Origin of the sequence: Burkholderia sp. NLJ2, from assembly GCF_049487195.1 — a bacterium.
Classification (GTDB): domain Bacteria; phylum Pseudomonadota; class Gammaproteobacteria; order Burkholderiales; family Burkholderiaceae; genus Burkholderia; species Burkholderia pyrrocinia.
In genome coordinates this window covers 2,334,032-2,359,824 of record NZ_CP137808.1, presented here as the reverse complement: position 1 = coordinate 2,359,824, position 25,793 = coordinate 2,334,032, and the positions used below count along the sequence as shown (strand labels likewise).

At 64.2% G+C, this 25,793-nt stretch carries 20 protein-coding genes, 7 tRNA genes and 1 pseudogene; 22 read left to right on the top strand and 6 right to left on the bottom strand.

Going from position 1 to position 25,793, the window contains the following annotated elements; genetic code table 11:
- Window positions 1–87 precede the first annotated feature (87 nt).
- The 3 genes and pseudogenes from R9B84_RS10855 to R9B84_RS10845 form a co-directional block, all read right to left on the bottom strand.
- Entirely contained in the window at window positions 88–1,578 is a 1,491-nt protein-coding gene (locus R9B84_RS10855; protein WP_423759991.1) for an ISNCY family transposase, read from the bottom strand.
- A pseudogene (locus R9B84_RS10850) lies at window positions 1,576–1,944 on the bottom strand (phage integrase N-terminal domain-containing protein); the annotation flags it as partial. The gene R9B84_RS10855 and the pseudogene R9B84_RS10850, both read right to left, overlap by 3 nt.
- An 867-nt stretch (window positions 1,945–2,811) precedes the next feature.
- Entirely contained in the window at window positions 2,812–4,014 is a 1,203-nt protein-coding gene (locus R9B84_RS10845) for a tyrosine-type recombinase/integrase (protein ID WP_423757963.1), read from the bottom strand.
- A gap of 399 nt (window positions 4,015–4,413) precedes the next feature.
- Between R9B84_RS10845 and R9B84_RS10840 the strand changes: the two genes are divergently transcribed.
- Window positions 4,414–5,802 (top strand): hypothetical protein, encoded by a 1,389-nt coding sequence (locus R9B84_RS10840; protein ID WP_423759990.1) that lies wholly within the window; start codon window positions 4,414–4,416, stop codon window positions 5,800–5,802.
- Window positions 5,803–6,067: 265 nt separating this feature from the next.
- Here R9B84_RS10840 and R9B84_RS10835 read toward each other — a convergent pair whose 3' ends face one another.
- Window positions 6,068–6,307 (bottom strand): hypothetical protein, encoded by a 240-nt coding sequence (locus R9B84_RS10835; RefSeq protein WP_423757962.1) that lies wholly within the window; start codon window positions 6,305–6,307, stop codon window positions 6,068–6,070.
- Here R9B84_RS10835 and R9B84_RS10830 point away from each other — a divergent pair.
- From R9B84_RS10830 to R9B84_RS10780, 11 genes are all read left to right on the top strand, one after another.
- Window positions 6,302–7,831, top strand: a complete 1,530-nt coding sequence (locus R9B84_RS10830) for a complex I subunit 4 family protein (RefSeq protein WP_423757961.1) — start codon at window positions 6,302–6,304, stop codon at window positions 7,829–7,831. The genes R9B84_RS10835 and R9B84_RS10830 overlap by 6 nt on opposite strands.
- Window positions 7,832–8,100: 269 nt before the next feature.
- On the top strand, window positions 8,101–8,988 hold the full coding sequence (gene cyoA / locus R9B84_RS10825; protein ID WP_423757960.1) for a ubiquinol oxidase subunit II: 888 nt from the start codon (window positions 8,101–8,103) through the stop codon (window positions 8,986–8,988).
- Window positions 8,989–8,991: 3 nt separating this feature from the next.
- Window positions 8,992–10,998 carry a cytochrome o ubiquinol oxidase subunit I gene (gene cyoB / locus R9B84_RS10820; protein WP_423757959.1) on the top strand — a complete coding sequence of 669 codons (2,007 nt, stop codon included), beginning with the start codon at window positions 8,992–8,994 and terminating at the stop codon, window positions 10,996–10,998.
- The gene (gene cyoC / locus R9B84_RS10815; protein WP_423757958.1) at window positions 10,998–11,606 is read left to right on the top strand and encodes a cytochrome o ubiquinol oxidase subunit III; all 609 of its coding nucleotides are present in this window, start codon (window positions 10,998–11,000) and stop codon (window positions 11,604–11,606) included. The genes cyoB and cyoC overlap by 1 nt, the downstream gene beginning before the upstream one ends.
- On the top strand, window positions 11,607–11,939 hold the full coding sequence (gene cyoD / locus R9B84_RS10810) for a cytochrome o ubiquinol oxidase subunit IV (protein ID WP_011352504.1): 333 nt from the start codon (window positions 11,607–11,609) through the stop codon (window positions 11,937–11,939).
- Between the two features lie 323 nt (window positions 11,940–12,262).
- Window positions 12,263–12,628, top strand: coding sequence for a hypothetical protein (locus R9B84_RS10805; RefSeq protein ID WP_423759989.1), 366 nt, complete (start codon window positions 12,263–12,265; stop codon window positions 12,626–12,628).
- Window positions 12,629–12,764: 136 nt separating this feature from the next.
- A complete protein-coding gene (locus tag R9B84_RS10800) occupies window positions 12,765–14,648 on the top strand; it encodes an extracellular solute-binding protein (RefSeq protein WP_423757957.1) in 1,884 nt (627 codons plus the stop codon).
- Between the two features lie 52 nt (window positions 14,649–14,700).
- On the top strand, window positions 14,701–15,744 hold the full coding sequence (locus R9B84_RS10795) for a microcin C ABC transporter permease YejB (RefSeq protein ID WP_423757956.1): 1,044 nt from the start codon (window positions 14,701–14,703) through the stop codon (window positions 15,742–15,744).
- 48 nt (window positions 15,745–15,792) lie between these two features.
- Window positions 15,793–16,890: an ABC transporter permease gene (locus R9B84_RS10790; protein ID WP_423757955.1), complete on the top strand. Its 1,098-nt coding sequence runs from the start codon at window positions 15,793–15,795 to the stop codon at window positions 16,888–16,890.
- The gene (locus tag R9B84_RS10785) at window positions 16,887–18,509 is read left to right on the top strand and encodes an ABC transporter ATP-binding protein (protein ID WP_423757954.1); all 1,623 of its coding nucleotides are present in this window, start codon (window positions 16,887–16,889) and stop codon (window positions 18,507–18,509) included. Before R9B84_RS10790 ends, R9B84_RS10785 begins: the two co-directional genes overlap by 4 nt.
- A 128-nt stretch (window positions 18,510–18,637) precedes the next feature.
- A complete protein-coding gene (locus tag R9B84_RS10780; RefSeq protein WP_423757953.1) occupies window positions 18,638–19,312 on the top strand; it encodes a C40 family peptidase in 675 nt (224 codons plus the stop codon).
- Between the two features lie 156 nt (window positions 19,313–19,468).
- Here the strand turns inward: R9B84_RS10780 and R9B84_RS10775 are convergent, their stop codons facing one another.
- Window positions 19,469–20,395 carry a patatin-like phospholipase family protein gene (locus R9B84_RS10775; protein ID WP_047898442.1) on the bottom strand — a complete coding sequence of 309 codons (927 nt, stop codon included), beginning with the start codon at window positions 20,393–20,395 and terminating at the stop codon, window positions 19,469–19,471.
- 280 nt (window positions 20,396–20,675) lie between these two features.
- Here R9B84_RS10775 and gltX point away from each other — a divergent pair, with 280 nt between their 5' ends.
- The 9 genes from gltX to R9B84_RS10730 all read left to right on the top strand — a co-directional run bounded on the left by gltX (window position 20,676) and on the right by R9B84_RS10730 (window position 24,059).
- Window positions 20,676–22,085 (top strand): glutamate--tRNA ligase, encoded by a 1,410-nt coding sequence (gene gltX, locus R9B84_RS10770; RefSeq protein ID WP_423757952.1) that lies wholly within the window; start codon window positions 20,676–20,678, stop codon window positions 22,083–22,085.
- A gap of 127 nt (window positions 22,086–22,212) precedes the next feature.
- Window positions 22,213–22,288 (top strand) — tRNA-Ala (locus R9B84_RS10765).
- 140 nt (window positions 22,289–22,428) lie between these two features.
- Window positions 22,429–22,504, top strand: a tRNA-Glu gene (locus R9B84_RS10760).
- Between the two features lie 78 nt (window positions 22,505–22,582).
- A tRNA-Asp gene (locus R9B84_RS10755) sits at window positions 22,583–22,659 on the top strand.
- A gap of 63 nt (window positions 22,660–22,722) precedes the next feature.
- Window positions 22,723–22,798 (top strand) — tRNA-Glu (locus R9B84_RS10750).
- A 78-nt stretch (window positions 22,799–22,876) separates the two neighbouring features.
- Window positions 22,877–22,953: transfer RNA gene (locus tag R9B84_RS10745), tRNA-Asp, on the top strand.
- A 65-nt stretch (window positions 22,954–23,018) separates the two neighbouring features.
- Window positions 23,019–23,094 (top strand) — tRNA-Glu (locus R9B84_RS10740).
- A gap of 73 nt (window positions 23,095–23,167) precedes the next feature.
- Window positions 23,168–23,244: transfer RNA gene (locus R9B84_RS10735), tRNA-Asp, on the top strand.
- A 350-nt stretch (window positions 23,245–23,594) separates the two neighbouring features.
- Window positions 23,595–24,059: a GNAT family N-acetyltransferase gene (locus R9B84_RS10730; RefSeq protein WP_423757951.1), complete on the top strand. Its 465-nt coding sequence runs from the start codon at window positions 23,595–23,597 to the stop codon at window positions 24,057–24,059.
- 26 nt (window positions 24,060–24,085) lie between these two features.
- On the opposite strand, the gene R9B84_RS10725 is transcribed toward R9B84_RS10730, so the two are convergent.
- Window positions 24,086–24,964: an AraC family transcriptional regulator gene (locus tag R9B84_RS10725; protein ID WP_423757950.1), complete on the bottom strand. Its 879-nt coding sequence runs from the start codon at window positions 24,962–24,964 to the stop codon at window positions 24,086–24,088.
- A gap of 317 nt (window positions 24,965–25,281) precedes the next feature.
- On the opposite strand from R9B84_RS10725, the gene R9B84_RS10720 reads away from it, so the two are divergent.
- Window positions 25,282–25,695, top strand: coding sequence for a gamma-glutamylcyclotransferase family protein (locus tag R9B84_RS10720; RefSeq protein WP_423757949.1), 414 nt, complete (start codon window positions 25,282–25,284; stop codon window positions 25,693–25,695).
- Window positions 25,696–25,793 lie beyond the last annotated feature (98 nt).

Sequence of the window (25,793 nt, the reverse complement as noted above, 5' to 3'; positions counted from 1 at the left end):
TCAAAGCCATTCTCAAATGTCCGCGTCTCGGCTAAGTTGAAATGTCCGGGTTTACGGGCTTGAGGTTTGTTTCTCTTGGGTTACAGATCACGCAGTGTCGAAGAGCGGATCCTGAACGAGCAGGGTGCTTACGCTTGCGTCACTGCCCCTTGCAGACCGGCGGCCAGATTTGCGCGCGGGCTGTTGGACCTGTCTGCGTTCGGCAAGATCCACGATCACTTTCTCGACATCGGCCTGCGTGAACTCACGCTGCTTCTTTTTGTTCGGCTGAGTGGTGTTGCGGTTCGTCTTGGTCGAGTCGCCTCGATGCGTTCGAGACGGTGCCTTACCGATTCGGCTGTTATCGCGTTGCGCCTGAAGCGCTTGCGCGATCTGCAGCACATGACTCAGGCGCTTGTGTTCGACGATGGCACCTTGATCGATTTCGGCCAGCCGGTCGTACTGCCTGCAGGGCAACACGCGGCCCTCTGCTCGGAGTTCGATGCGCTCATCCGGGTACTCCCAAACCTCGATCGTTCGATCAATCAGTTGCCGATTCTCCGGTGTATCGTCCAGCAAATACATCACTCGGTCGTACTGCACCGTGAGCGACTTCGTCACTTTCCGCGGCTCGCGCCACGTCAGCACCAAGTCAAGATTCTCATCGGCGCGCAGCGGTCGGTGCGCATTGAACTCGCTCTTCGGTGGCTTCGCAAAACGTGCGTTGTAAGCGGCCATGAAGGAGGGCGCGTAAGCGTTGGCATCGGCCACCGTGTTGATCCCGCGCAGTCGCATCTCCTTGACCAAGCGATCCTGAAGCGTCAGATGTGCTCGCTCGACTCGCCCCTTGGCCGGACTGCTGTTTGCGCAAAACGCGTCGATGTTCAGCTCGTACATCGCGCGACCGAAGTGCGTCACCCGATTACCAGTCTTGCCTGGCGTTACGTTGCGGAACACACTGTACTTGTCGCTATAGAACGCCCCCGGCTTGCCGTGGCGCTCGATGTACGCCCGCGTCGCCTCGAAGTAGCTGAAGGTCGATTCGGTTCGCGTGAAATGCAGCATCATCAGCCGGCTCGTCGCGTCGTCCACATACACCAGCAGCGTGCAGGCCGGCGCCCGTTCCTCGAACCACCGATGATCGCTGCCGTCGATCTGGATCAGTTCACCCAGACATGCCCGGCGTGCACGCGGCTGGTAGACCTTCGGCGGCCGCTGCCGGCGCGGCACCCACAAGCCAGCCTCCGTCATCAGCTTCCTGACCGTTTCCTTGGCCAGCCGGATGTCGTGGCATTCCCAGAGCTTCTCGCAGGCCAGCGTCGGGCCGAAGTCCGCGTAGCGATCCCGAATGATCGACAGCGCCCGATCAGCCGTCATGCTATCCAATCGGTTGTTGCTGGGCTTCGCGCGCCGTTGCGACACGAGACCTTGCGGCCCGTGCTCACGCAATCGGCCGACCAGTCGCCGGATCTGCCGTGTCGTCAGTTCGAGTCGCTCGGCCGCGCGCCACGGCTGAAGCTTGCCGTCTGCGACGTCCTGGATGACCTTAAACCTGTCCAGCTCGTGCATCGTCATCGTGATCCGTTCCGTTGCAGCCACCTGATCCAACCGCCCATCCAGATGCTGGGACTTGTCGGCGTTGGTGACGTGTTGGCGCTCCGGAATGCCCAGGCGCGTGTTATCGGCCGGAATAACCCCGGCCTTGCCCACCTTCTCGGCCCACCAGCGCAGATGCGCCAACCGATTCTTGAGTGTGCCGGCGGACAGGCCCTCGGCTTGCCATCGGTCCACCAGGGCATCCACATGCTTGCCCTTGAGGGACGTGGCCGTCATGCGTCGAAATCCCGCCTCGCTCAGTTGGCGAGCCACCAGCGTTAGGCCACGCAAGCGGTCAGCCTGGGTGGCATGGCTGCCGTCACGGTTGCGCCGGCACAGTTGCCGCAGGGTGTAGGTCAGATCGTCCATCGTGGCCCTGGTCGTTGATGTGTTGTTGTGCACTCTGAGGTGGAAGCAGGTAAGTGAAATTGCCGACTCGCCAAGGCGAGGCTCCCGAAGGACGAGGGCGTGGTGCTCAGAACACCGGTTTGCCTCCGATGAGGCATCTGCTGCGCTCCCTGTAGGAAGACGAGGCAGAGGTACGGCAAGACAAGGCAACGCTGACAGCGGTGATGAAACCTCCTTTGAACGTGGGTGGGATGAGTGGCGGGTGGTCGCGAGCGTTGCGCTCGAAACGTGACCGAGAGGAACAGCGCGCCGTGGGCGCAGAAAGGACGAATACGACGGGAGAAGGAAGGCTCTGCCCCTTGGGTAGGAGCGGCATGCGGGGGAGCCGGGACACGCCTGGGGATGGTTCCGCCCTGGTCGGGTGACGCTTGCAGGAACCCACGTCTTTGGGGTGCCGATGTACAAAGCCCATCGACGACGGCTTGATGCCAGGTCAGTGTAGACAGGCATCGTCACGCATGCCGCAAACAATAGGAACGCGCGCAAGCCCATATTCCACGGGTAGGGCAGGGGGCCGTCACTGCGGTCGCAGTGACGGCCCCCCTTGGCGCAGCGAGTGGGTGCAGCAACAGATCCGGAGGCCCGCTGTTGCGCATATGGGGTGGCCGCTCCGTGGGCCCACCCTCTTGCGCAATCTGTCGCATGGATATTTGTGGCACGCGACAGGAAGTGCACACGGGGTAGGTCGGCGAGTGGTAGGTCGGCATCCCGATGTGGGGTTTCCCTGCTTTTGCTGCGCCAGGAAAAGCTGTTTGCTTCATCTATCCCACGGGGATTAGGTGCAAACGGTCGGGCCGATCCTGTTGCCGAGAGCGGCCGTCTAGAGCATCAGCCTCGCTCAGCGCTGGCGAGATAATCCGCCCAGGTCTGCATGAGGCCGGTACGCTTGGCAAACAGATCGCCGCGCGCGTAGGCGGCTTCCGTCTGGTCGCCGATCACATGAGCGAGCGCGGCCTCGGAGACTTCCCGTGCATAGTCGGTGGTTTCCCGTGCCCAATCCTTGAAGGTTGAGCGGAAACCGTGAACTGTCAGGTCGCTGCGCCCCATGCGTTTGAGCAGTTGAAGCATCGCCATGTTCGACAGGTGCTTGTCACCACTCTTGCCGCCTGGGAACAGGAACGGACTCGCCCCTACCTCAACGAGCGGCGTGACGATTTGAAGCACCGACGTGGACAACGGAACGCGGTGCTCGCGCTTGGCCTTCATGCGCTCGGGCGGAATGGTCCAGATCTTCGCTGTCAGATCGAATTCTTCTTTCCGTGCACCAGCCACTTCAATGGTGCGGCTCGCCGTCAGGATGATGAGTTGCAACGCGAGGGCTGCGCTCCCGTCTTCGCGTTGCACGCGCGCCATGAAAGCGGCGGCTTCGCCATACGGCAGGGCGGCATGGTGTTTGGGCTTGCGGATGCGCGAAGGCTTGGCCAGCAACTGGTCGAGGTGCCCTTTCCAGCGCGCAGGATTCAGGCCGGAGCGGTACCGCTTCACGGTCGCCCACGCCAGGATCGACTCGATGCGACCGCGCAACCGTGTGGCGGTTTCCGTCTTGCTGCCCCAGATGGGTTCCAGCACCTTCATGATTTCGTCGGTATCGATGTGCGAAACATCGTGGTCGCCGATCACCGGGTTGGCATAGGTCTCAATGGTGCTTTCCCATTGCGCGCCGTGCTTCCCGTTCTTCCATGAATCGCGATGGGCTTCGATGTACTGGCTGGCGCAGTCCCGGAACGGCAGGGATTTCGTGTGCGCAAACTGAGCGGCCTTATGCTGGGCGCGGCGGTGATCCAGCGGATCGATGTTCTCCGCGAGCTGGCGCCGGCATTCCATGGCCTTGATACGGGCCTCGGCGAGGGAGATGGCATGGATTGGGCCAAGCCCCATGCCCCTGGCGCGTCCGCGGCGCATAAACCGGAACAACCATGACTTGGAAAGCGTCTTGGTCACTTGCAGGTAGAGGCCGCCGCCGTCGCTGTACAGGCCATGTTTTTTGACGCGTGCCACTTGCAGCACGGTGAGTCGGTTGAGAGTCCGCATCCAAAGCTCCTGACTAGCGAAATCGCTATCAAATGGTTCCTGGAACCCTTCGGATTCGGCTGGAAGAATGCGGCATGGGTTGCACCCGCATAGATTTCCAACTTTTTGAATCTAAAGGCTTTTTGGAACTCAGTAGAGCTGCATGGATTTCACAATATGGGACACTCTCTCCGCCATTCCGACTCCGTCTCCGCCAAAAGCGGTGACAAAGCCCCGCAAGTTCTCGGACTTGCGGGGCTTTTTCTTTTTCCGGCGCACCACGCGCAAAACATTCGATGGCTTCCACCGGATCTCGTTCGCGGACGGACTCGGTCGTGGCAGCGAGTCAGGCAATGAGTGCTCGACTTGAGCAGCGGTAATGCGCTACATATCGCGTATCGATTGGCGCGACTCAAGGTGATGCTCTTGGCCAGCCCGCATTCCGTTCTGACTGTTCTCTCTCATCGACCTGTCGACGGACTGGTCGACAACCACGAGCGTTACGCGCGGCAGCACGGCTACCGCCATGCGACGGTCGACGGCATGCACGTGTATGGCGAGCGCCAGCAGGTCCTGCACAAGTACCACGCGATCATCGCGCAACTCGTCACGATGGAGCCGGGCGCATTGCTGCTCGTGCTCGATCCGTTCTCCGTCGTATTCGACCCGCACGCGCTGCCGGATGTCGCGCACGGTTACGATGCGATCGTCACAACGCAGGCGCCGAAGTCGGCGCTGCCCGCCGCAAGCGGCATGATCTTCCGCAACGTGCCCGACGTGCGGGAGCGGTTGCGCAAGCTGGCGGTCGAACTGGGCAAGTGGGCGATGCACCTTCCGGAGCGGCAACACGCGTGCGAGGCGACGCTGCTTGCGGAGTACTTTCCGCCGCTGCCGTTCGACGTGCCGCTCGCGAATGGCCATTTCGCGTCGGTCCAGACGGTCTGGAGCGACGGCATCACGATCGATTCCATCGCCGGCGCCCGGCCGCTCGTGGCGCACCAGGCGCCCGAGTGGCGGCAGGTGGAGGGCGTCTGGGTGCCGGCCGCCGACTATGACTTCCGCTATGTGGTCGCACTCGTCGACGATGCCGAACGGGTCCAGCGCGGCGATCCCCCGCACGCAATGGACGACTGGCGTGCCGCGCAGCAGCGAACGCGCGACGCGGAGCGGCATGTGAATCCCCAAGCGCGTGTTGCGTTCGTGAGCCTGCATACGTCGCATATCGCGGGCTATGGTGACCTGCACGAGGAGAACTTCGTTCGCTACTGTACGCGGCACGGTTATGCGTACCACGCGTATCGCGAGGCGCCCGCATTCCTGCCGGGCGGCATCGATGCGAACTGGGCGAAGCTGCATCTGATTCGAGAGCATCTGCCGCATCACGCGTTCGTGTTCTGGGTCGATGCGGACATCCTGGCGATCGATCAGAGTCAGGCCATCGACAGCATGATCGACGGCCGCGACTTCGTGATCGGTACCGATCACACGGCCTGGGCGATCAACTCGTGCATGATCGGCGTGCGCAACGTCGCGCCGATGCGCGAACTGGTCGAGCGCATCTGCGCGCGCATCGAGAATTTCGGCGATCGTTCGTCGGTCTACGCGAGCGGCGGCGACCAGCAGGCGATCTATGTGGAACTGCTGCAGTCCGGCATGATCGATGCGCACCATATCGTCGATGCGATGACGCTCGCGTCATCGCCGGTCTATGCCACGCGCGACAGCCGCTTCGTCCATTTTCCCGCGCAACACGGCCACTATCGCGCGGTGACGATGCGCGTATGGGACCGTCTGAGTCATCAGCGTTAGCGGCCGGGAGCATGAACGATAGCGGTGCTTGCGGCCACGCCGATCGGTGGAATGGTCATTCGCCCGATTTGCATCGAGCAAGACAAATTGAAATAAAAATGAAGGGAATGGTGTAAGGCTGGAAGCGCCGCGCGATCACCATCCGGCGCGGCTTCAACCATCGTGCTCCGGCCCTTGGAAATGATGCGTCGGCGTCAAAATTGCGGCACTGCGTCGATTTTCACGACGGACCTCACCGCGCAATACAAAAAATTACTCATAAAAATCAGCATTCTGCGCCTAAGCAGAAAATCGATGCGCTGCTGCGCTGCAAAAAATAATCGATCACCTTATGCTGGTTAACCCGATTGCGCTTGAGCGGCATCAAGTTTTTCCGTGATGCCGCTTTACATTTAGCCAACATTGGCGATTCACGAAATCTATCTGTCGATTTGATTTCGTTCCTTTCGTCTCGCCTGTCACCGATGCAGCGCGCGACCTTCCTCAAGGCCTTGTTGACATGCATGATTTCCCTTTCCTGAGCCTGGCCATCTGGGTTCCGATCGTGTTTGGCGTGTGCCTGCTGCGCGCCGGTTCCGACCATCATCCACGCCGGACGCGGCTGATCGCGCTCGCCGGCGCGCTGGCGGGGCTTGTCGCCGTCGTCCCGCTGGTCGCCGGTTTCGACGCGCATTCGGCCGCGATGCAGTTCGTCGAAAGCCGCAACTGGCTGGCGGCGTTCAACTCGGGATGGCGGGTCGGCATCGACGGCGCGTCGCTGTGGCTCGTCGTGCTGACCGCATTCACGACGCTCGTGGTGGTGGTCGCGTCGTGGGAGTCGGTCACGGTGCGCGTCGCGCAGTACTACGCGTCGTTCCTGATCCTGTCGGGGTTGATGGTCGGCGTGTTCGTCGCACAGGACGGGCTGCTGTTCTTCATCTTCTTCGAGGCGACGCTGATCCCGCTTTACCTGCTGATCGGCACGTGGGGGCGCGAGCGCCGCGTGTACGCGGCCGTGAAGTTCTTCTTCATCTCGTTCGCCGGCTCGCTGTTGCTGCTGATGGCGATGCTGTACCTGTACGCGCAGTCGCATACGTTCGACATGGCCGTGTGGCGCACGCTGCAGCTCGGTTTCGCACCGCAGTTGCTGGTGTTCCTCGGCTTCTTCGCCGCGTTCGCGGTCAAGGTGCCGATGTGGCCGGTTCACACGTGGCTGAGCGACGTGTACACGGATGGCCCGACGGGCGCCGCGCTGATGCTCGCGATGCTCAAGCTCGGCGGCTACGGTTTCCTGCGCTTTGCGCTGCCGATCACGCCCGACGCGAGCCACTTCTTCGCACCGGCCGTGATCGCGCTGTCGCTGTTCGCGATCGTCTATGCGAGCCTGATCGCGCTCGCGCAGACCGATCTCGGCAAGCTGCTCGCGTACTCGACGGTCGCACACATGGGTATCGTCACGCTCGGGTTGTTCCTGTTCAACCGGATCGGCGTCGAAGGCGCGATCGTGCAGCTCGTGTCGTACGGCTTCGTCGCCGGCGCGATGCTACTGTGCGTGAACGTGCTCGTCGATCGCACGAAGCAGCGCGAGATTGCCGCGTACGGCGGGGTGGCGGGCGTGATGCCGCGCTTCGCGACCTTCACGCTGCTGTTCGCGATGGCCAACGTCGGCCTGCCGGGCACGTCGGGGTTCGTCGGCGAGTTCATGGTCATCATGGGCGCGATTCGTTTCAACTTCTGGATCGGCGCAATCGCCGCGCTGACGCTGATCCTCAGCGCGTCGTACACGCTGTGGATGCTCAAGCGCGTCGTGTTCGGCAAGGTTGCGAACCAGCGGATCGCGAAGCTCGCCGACTTGAACCGTCGCGAGATCGTGATGTTCGCGTCGCTCGCGCTGATCGTGTTGGCGATCGGCATCGATCCGAAACCGTTCACCGACGCGATCGACCCGACCGTCGGCAAGCTGATCGACGAAGCCAGCCATTCGAAAGTGCCGGCCGCGGACGGCCCCGTGCCCGCGCAACCGTCGTACATGGCGTCGACGCACGGCTGATCGCGGCACGCCGCGAGGGCGGGGCGCATCGTACGGGATTAAGTCGTTGCGCACACATCGATTGCGGTCCGGCGCATGCGGTGCCGGACCCGCTTCCGGCTGCGTGAAATTGCCCCGCGACAATGTGACTCACGGCAGATTTTGCAATGATGATTTGCCGCATCCACCGGTTTTTCATCGCACCCGCGCGACGTATGATTCGGCCACTTTCGTGGATCGAATGCGCATCGGGCATACGCAAACGGATTCAATGACCCTCGGGCTGTGTGATGAAAACAAGAGCTTCAAGAGGCTGGTCGGCGCTGACGTCAATCGGCGCGGCGCTGAGCCTGTCAGGTTGTAATTTAGATGTACTAAATCCGAAAGGAAGCGTGGGCGCCGCCGAAAAGGCGCTGATTGCGACGTCCACCTGGGCGATGCTGATCGTAGTCGTGCCGGTGATCCTGCTGACGCTTTACTTCGCGTGGCGCTACCGCGCGTCGAACCGCAACGCAGCCTACGCGCCGAACTGGTCGCACTCGACCGCAATCGAAGTCGTGATCTGGACGGTGCCGACGCTGATCATCCTGTTCCTCGGCGTGCTCACGTGGAAGACCACGCACGAGCTCGACCCGTACAAGCCGCTCGAGTCGTCGGTGAAGCCGATCGACGTCGAGGTCGTCGCGCTCGACTGGAAGTGGCTGTTCATCTATCCGGAACTCGGCATCGCGTCGGTGAACCAGCTCGCGATTCCGGTGGGCACGCCCGTGAACTTCCGCATCACGTCGGATTCGGTGATGAACTCGTTCTTCATCCCGCAGCTCGGCGGCCAGGTCTACGCGATGGCCGGCATGCAAACGCGCCTGCACCTGATTGCCGACGAGCCCGGCAACTACGCGGGCACGTCCGCCAACTTCAGCGGCCGCGGCTTCTCCGACATGAAGTTCCGCACGCTCGCCGAGCCGCGCGAACAGTTCGATGCATGGGTGCAGAAGGTCAAGGCGTCGCCGGATCGGCTCGACGCGACCGTGTACGGCACCGTCGCGCAGCCGAGCGAGAAGGCGCCGGTGCGCTACTTCTCGTCGGTCGATCCGCGGCTCTTCCACAACATCATCGCGAAATACAACGATGGCCACGTCCTCGACCTGAAGGACGCCGCCTGCGGCACGAAGGGGTAACGCATGTTCGGCAAACTCACACTCTCGGCGATCCCGTTCGATCAGCCCATCATCATGGTGGCCGGTGCCTTCATGGGGCTGGCCGTGCTGGGCATTCTCGCCGCACTGACGATCACCGGCCGGTGGAAATGGCTGTGGACGGAATGGCTGACGACGGTCGACCACAAGAAACTCGGCGTGATGTACATCATCGTTGCGCTGATCATGCTGCTGCGCGGCTTCGCCGACGCGATCATGATGCGCATGCAGCTCGCGCTCGCGTACAACGCGCCCGGCTACCTGCCGCCGCACCACTATGACCAGATCTTCACGGCGCACGGCGTGATCATGATCTTCTTCATGGCGATGGTGTTCATGGTCGGCCTGATGAACCTGATCGTGCCGCTGCAGATCGGCGCGCGCGATGTCGCATTCCCGTTCATCAACTCGCTGAGCTTCTGGATGACGGCGGTCAGTGCGATCCTGATCAACATCTCGCTCGTGATCGGCGAATTCGCGCAGACGGGCTGGCTCGCGTACCCGCCGCTGTCGGAGCTGCAGTACAGCCCGGGGGTAGGGGTCGACTATTACCTGTGGGCGCTGCAGATCTCGGGCGTCGGCACGCTGCTGACCGGCGTGAACTTCTTCGTGACGATCATCAAGATGCGCGCGCCGGGCATGACGCTGATGAAAATGCCGGTGTTCACGTGGACCGCGCTCTGCACGAACGTGCTGATCATGGCGTCGTTCCCGATCCTGACCGCGACGCTCGCGCTGCTCGGCCTCGACCGTTACCTCGGCATGCACTTCTTCACGAACGAAGCCGGCGGCAACGCGATGCTGTACCTGAACCTGATCTGGGCGTGGGGCCACCCGGAGGTGTACATCCTGATCCTGCCGGCGTTCGGCATCTTCTCGGAAGTCATCGCGACGTTCGCGAAGAAGCCGCTGTTCGGCTACAAGACGATGGTGTACGCGACCTGCGCGATCATGGTGCTGTCGTTCCTCGTGTGGCTGCATCACTTCTTCACGATGGGCTCGGGTGCGAACGTGAACGCGTTCTTCGGCATCATGACGATGATCATCGCGATCCCGACCGGCGTGAAGGTGTTCAACTGGCTGTTCACGATGTATCGCGGCCGGATCGAATTCACGACGCCCGTGCTGTGGACGATCGGCTTCATGGTCACGTTCACGCTCGGCGGCATGACCGGCGTGATGATGGCGATTCCCGGCGCGGACTTCGTGCTGCACAACAGCCTGTTCCTGATCGCGCACTTCCATAACGTGATCATCGGCGGCGTGCTGTTCGGTTATCTCGCGGGCTTCAACTACTGGTTCCCGAAGGCGTTCGGCTTCAAGCTGAACGAGAAGCTCGGCAAGGCCGCGTTCTGGTTCTGGCAGGTCGGCTTCTACGTCGCGTTCGTGCCGCTCTACGTGCTCGGCTTCATGGGCATGACGCGCCGGCTCAACCACTACGACAACCCGGCATGGCATCCATGGCTGCTGGTTGCCGCGTTCGGCGCCGTGCTGATCGCGATCGGCATTGCGTGCCAGTTGCTGCAACTGGTGGTCAGCATCCGCAACCGCAACCTGCCCGAATACCGCGACACGACGGGCGACCCGTGGGGCGGCCGGACGCTGGAGTGGGCGACCTCGTCGCCGCCGGCCGACTACAACTTCGCGGTGATCCCGCAGGTGCGCACGCTCGACGCGTACGCGGACATGAAGGCTCGCGGCGAAGGCCGGCCGAACCCGGCGTCGATCCGCGACATCCACATGCCGTCGAATACCTGCGCGGGCCTTGTGGTCGCGATTTTCAGCCTGGTGCTCGGTTTCGCGCTGGTATGGCACATCTGGTGGATGGCGATCGGCGGGCTCGTCGGGATCGTCGCGACGCTGGTGATCTACAGCTCGCGCGATAACGACGGTTATTACATCCCCGCGTCGACGGTGCGGAAGATCGAAGGCAAGCAGCCGACCACGCGCGTGGCCGCGCGTGTCGACGACGTGGAACTGGAGGCCAACTGATGTTGCAGAAAACCTTGAGCGCAACCCTGCTCGAGCACGACGACCATCCGCCGTCGCATTCGGTGTTCGGTTTCTGGCTGTACCTGATGACCGACTGCGTGATCTTCGCGGCGCTGTTCGCGACGTTCGCGGTGCTCGGCCACCAGTATGCGGGCGGGCCGACCGCGAAAGACCTGTTCGACATTCCGGGTGTCGCGGTGGAAACGGCCGCGCTGCTGCTGTCGAGCATCACGTACGGTTTCGCGATGCTCGCTGCGTACAAGCAGCGGCGCGGCGCGCTGCTCGCGTGGCTCGCCGTGACGTTCGTGCTCGGCGCGGCGTTTCTCGCGATGGAACTGCGCGAGTTCTCGCACCTGATCGCGGTAGGCGCCGGCCCGCAGCGCAGCGCGTTCCTGTCGGCGTTCTTCACGCTGGTCGGCACGCACGGGCTGCACGTGACGGCCGGCCTGCTGTGGATGATCGTGCTCGCCGGGCAGATCGTGTTGCGCGGCGGCGACCTGACCGATCGCGACCTGCGGCGCCTGACGTGCCTGAGCCTCTTCTGGCACTTCCTCGACATCGTGTGGATCTGCGTGTTTTCCTTTGTTTATCTTGCGAGCGTGATCTAAATGGCCCATTCGCATTCGTCTCAACTCGAAGAAGGGCACGGCAGTGTCGGCGGCTACGTCGCCGGCTTCATCCTGTCGGTGCTGCTCACGGCCGCGTCGTTCGGCCTCGTGATGGGCGGCGTGCTGTCGCCGCATGCGTCGCTGATCGCGCTCGCCGTGCTCGCGTTCGTGCAGATCGTCGTGCACCTCGTGTACTTCCTGCACATGAACGGTTCGTCGGGCCAGCGCTGGAACGTGATGGCATTCAGCTACACGGTGCTGACCGCGGCGATCCTGATCGTCGGCACGCTGTGGGTGATGCACAACGTCAGCATGAACATGATGTCGCGCTGAGCGGCGTTGCGGCGCCGGGTTCGATATCCGCGCGCGTTGATGAAAAGAAGGCGGCACGCGAGTGCCGCCTTTTTGTTTTGTTGCAGTGCGCGCCGCGCAAGGCGGTCGACGGCAAGACGACGATGAGCGCATCGGGGCGCACGAGCGGGAGCCGGACGGGTTTCGGCAGCCGGCGAGGGCAGGGCCGGCGCCGATTGTTACAAGACGTTAGCGCACCCTTCCCGTTGCGATGCCGCGCATCAGTTCTTACAAACGTGAAATATGCGGAGACCACGCTTGCCGCTATAGTCGAATCACACATGACACAACCAGAAGAGGAATCCATGAAGACCTTGCGTGTTGCCTCGCTCTTGACCGGTATGGCGGCCTTGCTCGTGTCGGGCGCAGCAATGGCGGGAGTCAATGTCGGGATCAACGTCGGCGTGCCGGCACCGGTTTACGTCGCGCCCGCGCCCGTGTATGTGCCGCCGCCTCCGCCGCCGGTCATCTACCAGCCGGCGCCCGTGTATGCACCTGCACCCGTCTATGTGCCGGGGCCGGCGATCGTGATCGGCTGGCATGGCGATCGTTACTGGGACGGCCGTCGCTACTGGGGCCGCGACGAGTGGTATCGCCATCATGGCCGCGGCTGGGGCGGCGATCGTGATCGTGGTCACTGGGATAATGGCCGCCACAACGGCTGGCGCTGATCGACACGCGGCGCACGCGTGATGCGTGCGTCCGCTCATGAAGAAACCGCCCGCGTGGCGGTTTTCTTTCGGCTCGAAGGATTGAATGGGTAGAATCGTCCCACGTTACACCCCTCATTCAACCGACAGGGCCTCTATGACGAAGGGTTCGCCCCGGGCCGCCGCCGCGCGCGTCCGCTTCGCCGCGCTGCGTGCCGCACGGGCCGCCGGCCGCGTTGCCGCGGTGTTTGCGATGCAGGCGGCGTTTGCCGCGACGGCCGCGCACGCGGCCTACGCCATTGCGCAGTACGGCGAGCCGAAGTATCCGCCGGGCTTCAAGCATTTCGACTACGTCAACCCCGATGCGCCGAAGGGCGGCACGCTCGTGCTCGCGAACCCGAGCCGGCTGACGTCGTTCGACAAGTTCAATCCGTTCACGATGCGCGGCAACCCCGCGCCGGGCATCGACATGCTGTTCGAGAGCCTGGCGACGGGCAGCTCGGACGAACCGGCGTCCGCGTACGGGCTGCTTGCCGACGATATCGACATCGCGCCCGACCGCCGTTCGGTCACGTTCCACCTGAATCCTCGCGCGCGCTTCTCGAACGGCGATCGCGTCACGGCCGACGACGTCAAGTTTTCTTTCGACACGCTGAAGAGCAAGCTGGCCGCGCCGCAGTTCGGCGCGTATTTCGCGGAGATCGCGAAGGCCGTGGTCGTCGACCCGGCCACCGTGCGCTTCGAGTTCCGCAGCGCGAATCGCGAGCTGCCGCTGATCGCCGGCGGCGTGCCGGTGTTCTCGCGCAAGTGGGGATTGCGCGCGGACGGTTCGCGCATCCCGTTCGACCAGCTCGCGTTTGAGCAGCCGATCGGCAGCGGCCCGTACCTGATCGAGCGCTATGACAACGGTCGCACGATCACCTACCGGCGCAACCCCGCGTACTGGGGCGCCGACCTGCCGGTGCGGATCGGTACCCACAACTTCGAGCGGATCGTCTACAAGCTGTACGGCGACGGCGTCGCGCGGCTCGAGGCGTTCAAGGCCGGCGAATACGATGTGCTCGTCGAATACATCGCGCGCAACTGGGCGCGACGCGACGTCGGCAAGCGTTTCGACAGCGGCGAACTCGTCAAGCGCGAATTCCGCCAGCACAACGGCGCGGGCATGCAGGGCTTCTTCATGAACCTGCGCCGGCCGCTGTTCCGCGACGTGCGGGTGCGCCAGGCGCTCGATCTCGCTTTTGACTTCGAATGGCTGAACCGGCAACTGTTCTACAGCGCCTACACGCGTCTCGACAGCTATTTCGCCGACACCGACCTGCAGGCGACCGGCACGCCGGGCGCAGGCGAGCTGAAGCTGCTGGAGCCGCTGCGCGTGCAGCTCGACCCGGCCGTGTTCGGCCCGATGGTCACGCAGCCGGACACGAACCCGCCGGGCTCGCTGCGCGCGAACCTGCTGAAGGCGCGCGCGCTGCTCGCACAGGCCGGCTGGACCTATCGCGACGGCGCGCTGCGCAATGCGAACGGCGAGCCGTTCACGTTCGAGATCCTCGACGATGCGGGCGGCGCGATGGAAGGTGTCGTGACCGCGTACCAGCGCAATCTGGCGAAACTCGGTATCGAAGCACGCTTTCGCACGGCCGATTTCGCGCTGTTGCAAAAGCGTCTCGATGCGTTCGACTACGACATGACGACGGTCCGCTTGCCGGGCGTGCAGGTGCCTGGCGCCGAGCAGTTCTCGCGCTACGGCAGCAAGTTCGCCGACGAACCGGGCTCCGACAACATCGTCGGGCTGAAGTCGCCGGCCGTCGACGCGCTGCTGCACGCGCTCGGAGCCGCGCAGACGCGCGACGAGCTGCTCGACGCGACGCACGCGCTCGACCGCGTGCTGATGCACGGCTACTACGCGGTCCCGCAGTGGTACAGCACGACGCACCGGATCGCGTACAAGCGCACGCTCGCCTATCCGCAGACGCTGCCGCTGTACTATTCGGCCGAGGGCTGGGTCGTGTCGACCTGGTGGGCGACGCCCGCTCACTGACCCGCGCCGGCCCTTCGTCCAACCCAGCCTACCGATCACGAGTCGACGCCCTATGTGGAGCTACATCCTCAAACGCCTGCTGCTGATGATCCCGACGCTCATCGGTGTGCTGACCCTCACGTTCGCCGTGATCCAGTTCGTGCCGGGCGGCCCGGTCGAGCAGGCCGTGCAGGAATTGCGCAAGGGCGCGACGGAGCAGGGCGCGGTGCCGTTCGGGATGCGTGCGCACACCGGCGTCGACGCGCAGCAGCTCGCGCAACTCAAGGCGCTGTATGGTTTCGACAAGCCGCCGCTCGAGCGCTACTGGCTGATGCTGAAGCGCTTTGCGCGCTTCGATCTCGGCGACAGCTATTTCCGCCACCAGAGCGTGTGGACGCTGGTCGTGCAGAAGCTGCCCGTGTCGATCAGCATCGGGCTCTGGACATTCTTCCTCACGTACCTCATATCGGTGCCGCTCGGCATCGCGAAGGCGGTGCGCAACGGCTCGCCGTTCGATGTCGCGACGAGCCTCGTCGTGCTCGTCGGTTATGCGATCCCGGGCTTCGTGCTCGGCGTGCTGCTGCTCGTGCTGTTCGGCGGCGGCTCGTTCTGGCAGCTCTTTCCGCTGCGCGGGCTCACGTCGGACAACTTCGCCGGGCTGTCGCTTGTCGGCAAGGTGCTCGACTATCTGTGGCACATCGCGCTGCCGATCACGGCGTCGGTCGTCGGCAGCTTCGCGGTCATCACGATGCTCACGAAGAATGCGTTCCTCGACCAGATCCGCCGGCAATACGTGCTGACCGCACGCGCGAAGGGGCTCTCCGAGCGCAGCGTGCTGTGGAAGCACGTGTTCCGCAACGCGATGCTGCCGCTGATCGTCGGCTTCCCGGCCGCGTTCATCGGCGCGTTCTTCACCGGCAGCCTGCTGATCGAGACGCTGTTCTCGCTCGACGGCCTCGGGCTGCTGTCGTACGAGTCGGTCGTGCGGCGCGACTATCCGGTCGTGCTCGGCACGCTGTACCTGTTCACGCTGATCGGGCTCGCGACCAAGCTGATTTCCGACCTCTGCTATGTGTGGGTCGACCCGCGCATTCAATTCGACAACCTGGAGCGCTGACATGAAACAGTCCGTCCGCATGCCCGGCGTCATCGGGCGAGGGTCGCGATGAACCGGGCCGTCGTGTCGTCCCGCATCGACGCCGCGCGTGCGCGCGTGTCGCCGTCGCCCGCGCGCCGCGTGTGGCAGCGCTTCACGCAGCAGCGCCTCGGCTACTGGAGCTTCGTGATCTTCGTCGTCGCCTTTGCCGCGAGCCTCGCGGCGCCGCTGTGGTCGAACGACAAGCCGCTCGTCGTGCGCTACGACGGCCAAACCTATTTCCCGTTGTTCCAGACGTACCCGGAGACGACCTTCGGCGGCGACTTCCCGACGCCGGCCGACTATCTCGATCCGTATGTGCGCAAGCGGCTCGAGGCGCCCGGCAACTTCGTCGTCTACCCGCCGAACCGCTATTACTACGACACGCTGAACTACTTCTCGAACGTGCCGAACCCGGCGCCGCCGTCGCGCGCGAACTGGCTCGGCACTGACGCGCAGGGGCGCGACCTGCTCGCGCGGCTCGTGTACGGGTTCCGCATCTCGGTCGAGTTCGGGCTGATCCTGACCGTGATCGGCACGCTGCTCGGGATCGCCGCCGGCGCCGTGCAGGGCTTCTTCGGCGGACGCATCGACATCGTCGGGCAGCGGCTGATCGAGATCTGGAGCTCGCTGCCCGAGCTGTACCTGCTGATCATCTTCGCGTCGATCTTCGAGCCGAGCTTCCTGCTGCTGATTGTGCTGCTGTCGCTGTTCGGCTGGATCGGGCTGGCCGACTACGTGCGCGCGGAATTCCTGCGCAACCGCACGCAGGACTACGTCCGCGCGGCGCGCGCGATGGGGCTCACGAACTGGCAGATCATCTGGCGCCACGTGCTGCCGAACAGTCTCACACCGGTAATCACGTTCCTGCCGTTCCGGATGAGCGGCGCGATTCTCGCGCTGACGAGCCTCGATTTCCTCGGGCTCGGCGTGCCGCCGCCGACGCCGAGCCTCGGCGAGCTGCTCGCGCAGGGCAAGGGCAACCTCGACGCGTGGTGGATCTCGCTGTCGACGTTCGGCGTGCTGGTCGCGACGCTGCTGCTGCTAACGTTCATGGGCGACGCGCTGCGCAACGCGCTCGACACGCGGATCGCCGATTCGGTGCGCGCGGCGGGAGGCCAGCGATGAGCGAAACGGGCGTATCGAAGCCGGACGAGCCGCTGCTGTCGCTCGAGCGTCTGCATGTGCGCTTCGGCGACACGGTCGCGGTGGAGGACGTGACGCTCGCGATCGGCCGCGGCGAGCGCGTCGCGCTGGTCGGCGAGTCGGGGTCTGGCAAGAGCGTGACCGCGCTGTCGATCCTGCGTCTGCTGCGCGACGCCGACGTGAGCGGCGCGATCCGCTTCGCGGGGCAGGACCTGTCGGCCAAGAGCGAGCGCGAGATGCGCGGGCTGCGCGGCTCGGACATCGCGATGATCTTCCAGGAGCCGATGACGGCGCTCAACCCGCTGTATACGATCGGCGTGCAGATCGGCGAGACGATCGTGCTGCACGACGGCGTATCGGCGGTCGAGGCGCGCAAGCGCGCGATCGTGCTGCTCGCGCGCACGGGCATCGCGGAACCCGACAGGCGTGTCGACAGCTACCCGCACCAGTTGTCGGGCGGCCAGCGGCAGCGCGCGATGATCGCGATGGCGCTCGCGTGCCGGCCGCGGCTGTTGCTGGCCGACGAGCCGACCACCGCGCTCGACGTGACGATCCGCGCGCAGATCGTCGATCTGCTGCTGGAACTGCAGCGCGAGGAAGCCGAAAAGCGCGGGATGGCGATCCTGCTGATCACGCATGACCTGAATCTGGTGCGCCACTTCGCCGACCGCGTCGCGGTGATGGAGCACGGCCGGCTCGTCGAGAGCGGGCCGGTCGAGCGGATCTTCGCGGAACCCGAGCATCCGTATACTCAGCGGCTGCTGAACAGCCGGCCGCAACGCGCGGTCGCGCCGGTGATGCCGATCGCGCCCGTCGTGCTCGACGCGCGCCATGTGAGCGTGCAGTTCGCGCGCAAGCGGCCGGGCTTCGCGGGCTGGTTCGGTACGGTGCCCGTGACGGCCGTCGCGGACGTGTCGGTGTCGGTGCGGCAGGGCGAGACGCTCGGCATCGTCGGCGAATCGGGTTCCGGGAAGTCGACGCTCGCGATGGCGCTGCTCGGGCTGCAGAAGACGGTCGGCGGCGAGATCGAATTCCAGGGGCGCGCGCTGTCGACTTATCGCGGCCGCGAACAGACGGCGCTGCGTTCGAACATGCAGGTCGTCTTTCAGGATCCGTTCAGTTCGCTTTCGCCGCGTCACACGATCGAGCGGATCGTCGGCGAGGGGCTCGAGCTGCATCGCCCGGATATGACGCCCGATGCGCGCCGCGCGAAATCGCTCGCGGTGCTGCGCGAAGTCGGCCTCGACCGCACGGTGCTGCACCGTTATCCGCACGAATTCTCGGGCGGGCAGCGCCAGCGGATCGCGATCGCGCGCGCGCTGGTGCTGGAGCCGCGCATCCTGATCCTCGACGAGCCGACTTCCGCGCTCGACGTGTCGATCCAGCAGCAGGTGCTGAAACTGCTCGCGAATTTGCAACAGAAATACAACCTCGGCTACGTGTTCATCAGCCACGACCTCGAGGTGATCGGCGCGATGGCGCACCGCGTCGCGGTGATGCAGGAGGGCGCCGTCGTCGAGTCGGGAGACGTGACCGACATCTTCACCAGGCCGTCACATCCTTACACACAAAAGCTGTTGAAAGCGGTCTGGAAAGCGTGATAGACGTCCAATGGTCTGACCATCTCGATTGTATTTTTTAATTTGTTTTGACAAACGATTACGCGCTGGCTAGTATCGACCGAAATTTTCCGCCAATCAGCTGATTTTTAAGCACATTCCATCGACCAATGCAGCATCGATCCCTGACCCAGGCATGCGCGCGCACCATCGCAGGGCTGTTCATCGGCGCCCTGTTCGCAGCAGCTCCCGGCGCGTTCGCCGACGAAGTCAGCAGTTTTAACCAGAATGTCACGAATTCGACTCAAAACGGGTCGGGTTCCTCCCTCCAGCAGACCAGTGCCCAGCCGTCGAGCGGCGGCGCGAAGTCGTTCCTCGCCGGCATGGCGGGCAAGGCCGGCGACGTCGTCGTCGGCGCGCTGAACATGATCGGCGTGCGCTATCGCTGGGGCGGCAACTCGCCGGATTCGGGCCTCGACTGCAGCGGTTTCGTCCGCTACGTGTTCCAGGACACGCTCGGCATGTCGCTGCCGCGTCGCGCGGAAGAGATGAGCCGGGTCGGCGAGAAGGTGAGCATGAGTAACCTCAAGCCGGGCGACCTCGTGTTCTTCAACACGATGCGCCGCACGTTCTCGCACGTCGGTATCTATATCGGCGACAACAAGTTCGTGCACTCGCCGTCGACGGGCAGCACCGTTCGCGTCGACGATCTCGATAGCGGCTACTGGGAAAAGCGTTTCACCGGTGCGCGCCGGGTCGAATCGCAGTTCCCGATGAAACCCGAAGACCTGCGCCAGCGCGTGCGCGCAACGCTCGGCGACGATTCGGCGAACGGCAACAACTGACGTTCGCCGGTCAGTCGGACCGGATCGAAAAAACCCTGTCACCGAAAGGCGGCAGGGTTTTTTGTTTTGGGGCCTGCGCAGGCGATGAGGCGGAAGTCGTTTCGTCGGTCACGGGGCGGCGGCGCATGCCGTCCCGTCCCGCGAATGGCGTGCTTCTTACGCGGCAGCCGTGCCGCGCGCCGCCGCGAGCTTGCGCTGCAGTTCCGGCATGATGCGCGCGACCGCTTCCTCTCCCGCGAGGATCGCCGCGTTGCGCTGGTTGAAGTCGCTGCCGCCCATGGCCGCGAGGTTCGGGCGAATCACGACGTCCGCGTATTTGTCGAGTTCGTAGGTCTTGATCGTCTGGCCCATGATCGTGAAGGTCTGCAGCAGCATCTCGATCGGGTTGTTGGTCGCCGCGCCGTCCGGCCGGGCCGAGATGTCGACCGCGATCACGAAGCTCGCGCCCATCTTGCGCGCGTACGACGCGGGCACCGGGCTCACGAGGCCGCCGTCGACGTATTCGCGATTGCCGATCTTCACCGGTTCGAACACCGACGGCACGCTGCACGACGCGCGCACCGCGAGCCCCGTGTTGCCTTGCTGGAACAGGATCGGCTGGCCGCTCTGCAGATCCGTCGCGACGATGCCGAGCGGCTTTGCCATCTTCTCGATCGGCCGGTTGTTGAGCGTCTTGTTCAGGAAGTTCTGCAGCGCGACGCCCTGCAAGAGGCCGCGCGAGCGGAACGGCAGCGCCCAGTCGCTGATCGCCGCCTGGTCCATGTCGAGCGCGATCTTGTTGATCTGCAGCGCGCTCATGCCCGACGCATAGAGTGCGCCGACCACCGAGCCCGCGCTGGTGCCCGCGACGATCTCGATCGGGATGCCGCGCGCCTCGAGCGCCTTCAGCACGCCAATGTGCGAGAAGCCGCGCGCGGCGCCGCCGCCGAGCGCGATGCCGATTTTCACGGGCTTCTCGTTCGGCTGCGCGGGGTTGGATGCGTTGTCGGGACGGGACTTGCCGCCGAACGACGTACAGGCGGCGAGGCTGGCGGACGCGCACGCGATCGTGAAGTGGCGGCGCGACAGGCGAGGGGACGACATCGAATGGTTCTCCGGCGGCTTGGCGGCGGGTTACACGGCCCGCGGCGGCGATAGGTTCCGAGCGGCCGCGCGGCAGGTTCCGTGCGGCCGGCGCCGTGCCGGCTGGCGGCTGCGGCGCGCACATCATAAAGCAAGCGGTGCGCTTGGCGCGATGTCAGGCGCGAGTATAATTCCGGCTTCTTTCCCGTTCCGGGCGTCGCCGGCCCCGTTGCTGTCCGGGCTGCCGCCGTCGATCCCGCGTCGAATCATTCATGCGCCCCAGGCGTTCGAGTTACCGTTTATGACCCGTCCTGTCCGTACCCGCTTCGCGCCGAGTCCCACCGGCTTCATCCACCTCGGCAACATCCGCTCTGCGCTCTATCCGTGGGCGTTCGCCCGCAAGATGAAGGGCACGTTCGTGCTGCGCATCGAAGATACCGACGTCGAGCGCTCGTCGCAGGAAGCGGTCGATGCGATCCTCGAAGGGATGCAGTGGCTCGGCCTGGATTTCGATGAAGGCCCGATCTACCAGATGCAGCGGATGGACCGCTATCGCGAGGTGCTCGCGCAGATGCTCGAGAAGGGTCTCGCGTACCCGTGCTACATGTCGGCCGAGGAACTCGACGCGCTGCGCGAACGCCAGCGCGAGGCCGGCCTGAAGCCGCGCTACGACGGTACGTGGCGTCCGGAGCCCGGCAAGGTGCTGCCCGAGCCGCCGGCAGGCGTGAAGCCCGTGCTGCGCTTCCGCAATCCGCTGGCCGGCACGGTCGTGTGGGATGACGCCGTGAAGGGGCGCGTCGAGATCTCGAACGAGGAACTCGACGACCTCGTGATCGCGCGCCCGGACGGCACGCCGATCTACAACTTCTGCGTGGTGGTGGACGACATGGACATGGGCATCACGCACGTGATCCGTGGCGACGACCACGTGAACAACACGCCGCGCCAGATCAACATCCTGAATGCGCTCGGCGGCGAGGCACCCGTCTATGCGCACCTGCCGACCGTGCTGAACGAGCAGGGCGAGAAGATGAGCAAGCGGCATGGCGCGATGAGCGTGATGGCGTATCGCGACGCGGGCTTCCTGCCTGAAGCCGTCGTCAACTATCTCGCGCGTCTCGGCTGGTCGCACGGCGACGCGGAGATCTTCTCGCGCGAGCAGTTCGTCGAATGGTTCGATCTCGAGCATCTCGGCAAGTCGCCCGCGCAGTACGACCACAGCAAGCTGAGCTGGCTGAACGCGCATTACATCAAGGAAGCCGACAATGCGCGCCTCGCCGTTCTCGCGAAGCCGTTCCTCGACGCGCTCGGCATCGACGACGCGGCGATCGCGACGGGCCCGGCGCTCGACACCGTGGTCGGCCTGATGAAGGACCGCGCGACGACGGTCAAGGAGATCGCGGAAGGCGCCGCGATGTTCTACCGTGTGCCGGCGCCGGAAGCCGACGCGCTCGCGCAGCACGTGACCGATGCGGTGCGGCCGGCGCTGGCCGATCTCGTCGTTGCGCTGAAGGCGGCCGACTGGACGAAGGAAGCGGTGTCCGCTGCGCTGAAGGCGACGCTCGGCACGCACAAGCTGAAGATGCCGCAACTCGCGATGCCGGTGCGCCTGCTGGTGGCGGGCACCACGCATACGCCGTCGATCGATGCGGTGCTCGTGCTGTTCGGTCGTGACGTCGTGGTGTCGCGTATCGAGGCCGCGCTGGCCTGAGTTCGTGCGTGAGCGAGGCTGTCTGCGCGTGAGATCGCGGCAGCTTCGCAAAAAATTTCGCTCGAATCGCAAAAAGGGTATTTACAAGTTCAAAGTCGGTCCATATAATCTCATTTCTGTTCTGCAAGGGGGTATAGCTCAGCTGGGAGAGCGCTTGCATGGCATGCAAGAGGTCAGCGGTTCGATCCCGCTTACCTCCACCAACAGAACAAATTGGATTGGTTTGCGAAGCAGCAGTGGTAGTAATAAATGCTTCACAGAATGATCTAAAGCAGTTAGAATTCCGGCCTTCGCTGTTGATGAGAAGTGAATAGCGAAAGTCAGACAGATCTGAAAAGATTTTGTCCCCTTCGTCTAGAGGCCTAGGACATCACCCTTTCACGGTGAGTACAGGGGTTCGAATCCCCTAGGGGACGCCAGATTCAGCGGCGTTTCGTAGAAGTGTCGCGAGGCTTGCAGGAACGTAACCGACGTCCTGCGGGTTGGGTAAGAAAGCTGGAGCGGTAGTTCAGTCGGTTAGAATACCGGCCTGTCACGCCGGGGGTCGCGGGTTCGAGTCCCGTCCGCTCCGCCAGAACGAAGCCCGTTCAAGACGTTTTTGAGCGGGCTTTTGCATTAAGGATGTAAGCAGTACGTTGTCCCCTTCGTCTAGAGGCCTAGGACATCACCCTTTCACGGTGAGTACAGGGGTTCGAATCCCCTAGGGGACGCCAGATTCAGCGGCGTTTCGTAGAAGTGTCGCGACGCTTGCAGGGCGTGAACGATGTCCTGCAAGTGGGGTAAGGAAAGCTGGAGCGGTAGTTCAGTTGGTTAGAATACCGGCCTGTCACGCCGGGGGTCGCGGGTTCGAGCCCCGTCCGCTCCGCCAGAACGAAGCCCGTTCAAAGAACGTTTTTGAACGGGCTTTTGCATTAAGGATGTAAGCAGTACGTTGTCCCCTTCGTCTAGAGGCCTAGGACATCACCCTTTCACGGTGAGTACAGGGGTTCGAATCCCCTAGGGGACGCCAGATTTCGGCGTCGTTCGAACAAACGATGCGCCGGCAGGAAGCAACCGACGCCTGCCAGGCAAGCAGCAAGACTGGAGCGGTAGTTCAGTCGGTTAGAATACCGGCCTGTCACGCCGGGGGTCGCGGGTTCGAGTCCCGTCCGCTCCGCCAAAAAATGAAGAAGCCCGCCTTGCGCGGGCTTTTTCATTTGGGTTTCCGGTTGCGCCCGCTGGCGGGCGCGTGACTGCGGAGTGGAGGAAGCCGCCTGCGCGGCTTCCGGCGGGACTCGAAGGGCTGCGCGTGCAAGCGCAGCCGCGGCCTGCGGGATGTAGGCGAGTCCCGTCCGCTCCGCCAAAAAATGAAGAAGCCCGCCTTGTGCGGGCTTTTTCATTTGGGCTTCCGGTTGCGCCCGTTGCGCACTTCGATCCTGGCATCAGGCGCCGCACTGCTACGAGAAATCCGCGATTGCATCCGCACGCGACTGCGCTATCGTGGCGGGATGCGTTCTTGACCCCTGCGCGATGCTCGATCCCACCGACCTGCGACTCCTGTATCAGCTCCGGCCCGCGGAGCCCGGCGATTTCCCGTTTGCCGAAGCGCTGACGCACGGCAACATGGGTGGCTACTACAAGCGCCATGGGCTCGTATGGCGCAGCGACCTGTTCTATGCAAGCTGGCGCGAATCCGAAAACTTCATCCTCGAAGCCGACGGCGAGCGCATCGGCGTGCTGCGCGTGACCGAGGAAGGCGACTCGCTGCATATCCGCGACGTCCAGATCGCGGCCGGCCATCGCGGGCAGGGCGCCGGTACCTACATGCTCGACATGTCGCACCGCTGGGCGCGCGCGCGCGGGCTGCACGAACTGCAGTTGCGTGTGTTCGTCGACAATCCGGCCGCGCGTCTCTACCTGCGCATGGGCTACCGGATAGCCGGGTCGCGGCTCGCGCAGCTCGGCTCGATTCGCCACATGGTGCGGCCGGTCTGAAGGGCCGACGAACCGGAGCGCAGCGGTCAGCGCTTAGCGTCGATCGCGTCGTCGTCCGGCATTTCGTCGTCCACAAGGCGACCTTCCGCGCCGCGATGCTCGTAGCCGCGCAGCATGAACGCGCGCGGGCTTTCGCCGAATGCGCGGCGGAACATCGCCGAGAACGCGCTCTGGCTCTGGTAGCCGAGTTCGCGCGCGATATGCGACAGCGGGCGTCCCTGGTTCAGCAGCGGGATGGCCCGCGCCAGCAGCGCCTGCTGGCGCCACTGCGAAAAGCTCACGCCCAGTTCCTGCTTGAAAAGCCGCGAAATCGTGCGCGTGCTCGCACCGACCTCGCTTGCCCAGTGTTCGAGCGATTCCGCATGCGCCGGTTGCGCGAGTACCGATTCGCACAGCATGCGCAGTCGTTTCTCGTCGGGCATCGGCACCGCGAGCGGCAACGGCTCGGCATGGCTCAGTTCGTCGAGCACGAGTCCGCACAGCAGGTGCTCGCGCACGGTGCTCAGGTCGCGCGCATCGAGTGCGACGATCAGTTCGCGCAGCAATCCTGTCACTTCGACCACGCGGCATGCGTCGAGCCCGTCCGGCACGATCGATTCGTCGATATACAGCGTGCGCAAATACGCTTCCTCGACGATCACGACCTCGTGGGTCACGCGCGGCGGCACCCAGATCGCGCGGGACGGCGGCACCATCCACGTCGTGCCGGTCGTCGCGACGCGCAGCACGCCGCGTGACGCGTACGCGAGCTGCGCCCACGCATGCGTGTGCAGCGGGATGCGGCGGCCGGCGTCGACCTGCCGCGCACGTACGCGCATCGGGTGGACGGCGGTCGGCGCGAATTCGGGCGGGATGTCGATGACGTCGTATGGGTTCGATGCGTCGGCTTGGACGGGCGGATTCATGGACGGTTCGGGCGGCGCGGCGGCGATGCGTTATTTTAGAAGGCGCCGCGCAAGCGCATGCGGCGGTTTTTCTGCCGATCATGCCGTGGTCAAATGAACTTTGTATGGGGCCGGGCGAATTCGGCGCGACTTCTCGGGGCCGCGCGCTTGCCGGTCAGAACCATCGGGCCGATCCCGTGGTCTATCGATGCGTGCGCCATTTCGCACGCATCGCGTACGAGTCGCGCCCGCGTCGCGCGCACGCACTGGCGGCGTGCTCGTCAGCGCGGTCATGCTGACCTGACACGGCAACACACGAATCGAAGAGGAGAACCACGATGCGCCACGTATTCGTCTACGGCACCCTGAGAGCCGGAGAGACCAACGACATCAGCCATGCGGCCGCACGGCACGGAATTGCCGCGCCGACGCTGCTTGGTGCGGTCGCGCTGCCGGGCGAACTGTACGATTTCGGCACGTATCCGGGGATGATCGTCGGGCCGGCCGGCAAGTCGCTGGTCTGGGGCGACGTGTACGAGGTCGACGAGCGGCTCGTTCCCGTGCTCGACGAGATCGAGCGCGTTTATCCGGGCGTCGACACGCTGTTCAAGCCGGAAGAGGTGACCGTCGAGCTCGGCGGACGCCAGTACGCATGCCTGTATTATCCGGTCGCCGCCCATGCGGCAAACGGGCGTCCGCGCATCGCGTCGGGCGACTGGGTCCAGCACCGGCGCGAGCGGGCAGCTGCCTGAGTGTCGGCGCGGCAGCTGGTCTTGCCGCAAAAGAAAAAGCGCCCCGCGGGGCGCTTTTTTCATGCCGTCACCGCGTGCGACTGCCGACGGCACGTGGC

What these genes read in the sequence shown, in the direction of transcription:
- R9B84_RS10845 (WP_423757963.1), bottom strand. Translation starts at nt 4,014, where the DNA reads ATGCGGACTCTCAACCGACTCACCGTGCTGCAAGTGGCACGCGTCAAA.
- R9B84_RS10840 (WP_423759990.1), top strand. Translation starts at nt 4,414, where the DNA reads ATGCTCTTGGCCAGCCCGCATTCCGTTCTGACTGTTCTCTCTCATCGA.
- R9B84_RS10830 (WP_423757961.1), top strand. Translation starts at nt 6,302, where the DNA reads ATGCATGATTTCCCTTTCCTGAGCCTGGCCATCTGGGTTCCGATCGTG.
- R9B84_RS10835 (WP_423757962.1), bottom strand. Translation starts at nt 6,307, where the DNA reads ATGCATGTCAACAAGGCCTTGAGGAAGGTCGCGCGCTGCATCGGTGAC.
- cyoA (WP_423757960.1), top strand. Translation starts at nt 8,101, where the DNA reads ATGAAAACAAGAGCTTCAAGAGGCTGGTCGGCGCTGACGTCAATCGGC.
- cyoB (WP_423757959.1), top strand. Translation starts at nt 8,992, where the DNA reads ATGTTCGGCAAACTCACACTCTCGGCGATCCCGTTCGATCAGCCCATC.
- cyoC (WP_423757958.1), top strand. Translation starts at nt 10,998, where the DNA reads ATGTTGCAGAAAACCTTGAGCGCAACCCTGCTCGAGCACGACGACCAT.
- cyoD (WP_011352504.1), top strand. Translation starts at nt 11,607, where the DNA reads ATGGCCCATTCGCATTCGTCTCAACTCGAAGAAGGGCACGGCAGTGTC.
- R9B84_RS10805 (WP_423759989.1), top strand. Translation starts at nt 12,263, where the DNA reads ATGAAGACCTTGCGTGTTGCCTCGCTCTTGACCGGTATGGCGGCCTTG.
- R9B84_RS10800 (WP_423757957.1), top strand. Translation starts at nt 12,765, where the DNA reads ATGACGAAGGGTTCGCCCCGGGCCGCCGCCGCGCGCGTCCGCTTCGCC.
- R9B84_RS10795 (WP_423757956.1), top strand. Translation starts at nt 14,701, where the DNA reads ATGTGGAGCTACATCCTCAAACGCCTGCTGCTGATGATCCCGACGCTC.
- R9B84_RS10790 (WP_423757955.1), top strand. Translation starts at nt 15,793, where the DNA reads ATGAACCGGGCCGTCGTGTCGTCCCGCATCGACGCCGCGCGTGCGCGC.
- R9B84_RS10785 (WP_423757954.1), top strand. Translation starts at nt 16,887, where the DNA reads ATGAGCGAAACGGGCGTATCGAAGCCGGACGAGCCGCTGCTGTCGCTC.
- R9B84_RS10780 (WP_423757953.1), top strand. Translation starts at nt 18,638, where the DNA reads ATGCAGCATCGATCCCTGACCCAGGCATGCGCGCGCACCATCGCAGGG.
- R9B84_RS10775 (WP_047898442.1), bottom strand. Translation starts at nt 20,395, where the DNA reads ATGTCGTCCCCTCGCCTGTCGCGCCGCCACTTCACGATCGCGTGCGCG.
- gltX (WP_423757952.1), top strand. Translation starts at nt 20,676, where the DNA reads ATGACCCGTCCTGTCCGTACCCGCTTCGCGCCGAGTCCCACCGGCTTC.
- R9B84_RS10730 (WP_423757951.1), top strand. Translation starts at nt 23,595, where the DNA reads ATGCTCGATCCCACCGACCTGCGACTCCTGTATCAGCTCCGGCCCGCG.
- R9B84_RS10725 (WP_423757950.1), bottom strand. Translation starts at nt 24,964, where the DNA reads ATGAATCCGCCCGTCCAAGCCGACGCATCGAACCCATACGACGTCATC.
- R9B84_RS10720 (WP_423757949.1), top strand. Translation starts at nt 25,282, where the DNA reads ATGCGCCACGTATTCGTCTACGGCACCCTGAGAGCCGGAGAGACCAAC.